2 protein-coding genes are annotated in these 2,402 nt (G+C 32.9%); both read left to right on the top strand.

Annotated elements, in window-relative coordinates; translation table 11 throughout:
* Positions 1 to 120 precede the first annotated feature (120 nt).
* Positions 121 to 546 (top strand): hypothetical protein, encoded by a 426-nt coding sequence (locus ACSX1H_RS19100; protein ID WP_439185854.1) that lies wholly within the window; start codon positions 121 to 123, stop codon positions 544 to 546.
* Between the two features lie 793 nt (positions 547 to 1,339).
* Positions 1,340 to 2,137 (top strand): hypothetical protein, encoded by a 798-nt coding sequence (locus ACSX1H_RS19095; RefSeq protein WP_439185853.1) that lies wholly within the window; start codon positions 1,340 to 1,342, stop codon positions 2,135 to 2,137.
* The last annotated feature ends 265 nt before the right edge of the window (positions 2,138 to 2,402 follow it).

The raw sequence follows: 2,402 nt of genomic DNA, 5'->3' as shown, positions 1-2,402 counted from the left end.
GCGTAATTCTAAAGTTGCAGTTTGCTGCAGCAATTGAGTGTAATTAAGGAACAAATATACAGGCATCGGGCCGCTTCATACGGCAATCCGTTGTGTGCCATTTGAATACCCAACATTATAATGAAATTTAATCCTATAATATTTGCTCTAATTCTTATTCTTTTAGGGTGTAAATCAGCTAATACTTTAACCGCACTATCTGAATTGACAGTTGAAAACCATAATCGAAATGAATTAATTGTTAATAGGAAACCTGATTATGGATATGGTCACCGTGACGGCAGTGTTATCTTGCAGGAAATATCAATGGACATTCACAAATTAAACGAATCTTGCGTTATAGGAAAGGTGTTTGATTCTAAATCAGAAGAACCTTTGCATAATGCACTAATTTCTATTGTTACAATCCAATCAGGCCTAACATCAATCCAAAAATATAAAACAGATTCCGAAGGTACTTTTAAAGCTGAACTTAAAGGAACAATTGAGAAAATTCAGGTCGAATTTATTGCCTTCCGAACTTTAAAAATTGACTTCAATAAATAAAATTAATTAAAACAATGACAGAAAATTATATAGTTGATATTGTAGTTAATCTAACTTCATTTTCATTAGAACTATTGCTTCTTGGAGTATTTATCTATTATGTGATAAAACAAAAATCTCTTGACGGTATACTACTTCTTGTAAGTTCAGTTTTGTCAATATTAATAAGACCGATAATGTATTTTGGATACAACTACATACCGCACGAAGTCTCTAATTTAGACCCAATGCAAACATTCAATCTCTTCATTAAAATATATGGTTTAGTTAATACAATATTATATACAATAGGTATTGCCATGCTAATACTCCGTAACGTGAAAGGAAAAACGGTACACAACACGCTGCCATAGCGCATTTCGGGATTCGAGTATTTTGGAAAGTCCGTAGCTTCGGCAAACAGCGCCAAATCGCTGATTTGGCATTAAAAGAAAAGTTAAAACAAATACAACGCTTTGGCTCTGCTCAATTTGAAAAGTTCGTAAGGATAATATCCCTCACGACGCCATGCAGTGGGGCCGTTGGTTGCAATTCCCCCTATAAACCTATAGTATTGATTTAAAATAAAGGTAATCAACATTTTTCAGGTTTATTGATTTCTGAAGCTAACGTAGAATGGGGACATCAATGCATCAGAAATGTGAAGGAAAGTGTAAAATCATGAATCACTGAAATACTGACGTTTATTTTTACGTTAGTCAGAATTACCCCTATAACAAAGGTATTGATGTCTAATTCTATAGTTAAAGCGAAAACTGACACCTAATATTTCTCAAAATATAAAATTTCAACAATGTCAAAAGTAGACTCGAACGAAATAGACATCATTGTAAAAAACAGTGTATCACTTATCAATATCTACTGTTCAAACCTTTTCGAATTTATTACGAAATTGGAGTTCGGTGATTTTATAAAAAAAGCATATTCATTTGTTGACGAAAATAACGGAACAAGAAGAAAAGCTAATTTTTTATCTAGCTTCTTTGAATTAGCGATTGAACATGCGGAGAATAATTCAACACAAATAAGAATTGAATATGAGACATTAAATTTCTTATTAGGAGAAGGGCTAAAAATGAAATTGGGAAAAAAATTTAGAAACTTGGTTAAAAGTTCCATCCTAAATTTCAGTGACCAATCAATACTAGACGTGATGGGAGAACTAGCTGCATGTATCACTTTGAGTAAAACCTATAACTTTGATGCTTATGAACATACCTTGCAAAATGGGAAGTCTATTGACTTTGTTGTTTCTAACCAATCATCTACCTTTTTAATAGAAGTTTTAAATATTAAAATTGAGAATGAAAAATACGAAGAAGAGAAATTCAAGAACTTTATAACAAAAAGAATATGTGACAAGCATAAGCACAAGAGTCAAAATTTGTCAGAACTTGAATCCGAAATGATAATTATCTTCCCAATTATTTATGGTTTAACGCAAACAATACTGCGAGAACAAAACCAACTATTCGCAAGTTTTGAAAGTATTATGAAAGATGATTATAATATAAAATGTTTTAATCCATATTCATTTTGCCAGTATAATCAAGGAAATTATATTTTTAAACAAGTTCATGAAATTTTATAATAAAAAACTGCAACCAACAAACCGCAATAAAGCATAGCAGGCGGCAGTGTAGTTTGGTTGGGCAGACTCTCGCAGATTGTCTAGTCGTCCTTCGGACGGACAATCACCGAAACTCTGCTACAGCTTCATGCGGCAGGCCGTTGTAGCTTATTTCGGGGTTTCTGTATCGACAGTAGCATTTTGGTCATCCGCCAAAAACCAAAACTTAGTATTACTTGGCCACTTTTCTTGACTCAGTTTGTTTCATATCAGCCCAGACGTTCAA

It is taken from the genome of Carboxylicivirga taeanensis, from assembly GCF_051851475.1.
Classification (GTDB): Bacteria; Bacteroidota; Bacteroidia; order Bacteroidales; family Marinilabiliaceae; genus Carboxylicivirga; species Carboxylicivirga taeanensis.
The sequence above is the reverse complement of the archived record's forward strand: the minus strand, read 5'-3'. Positions and strand labels throughout refer to the sequence as shown.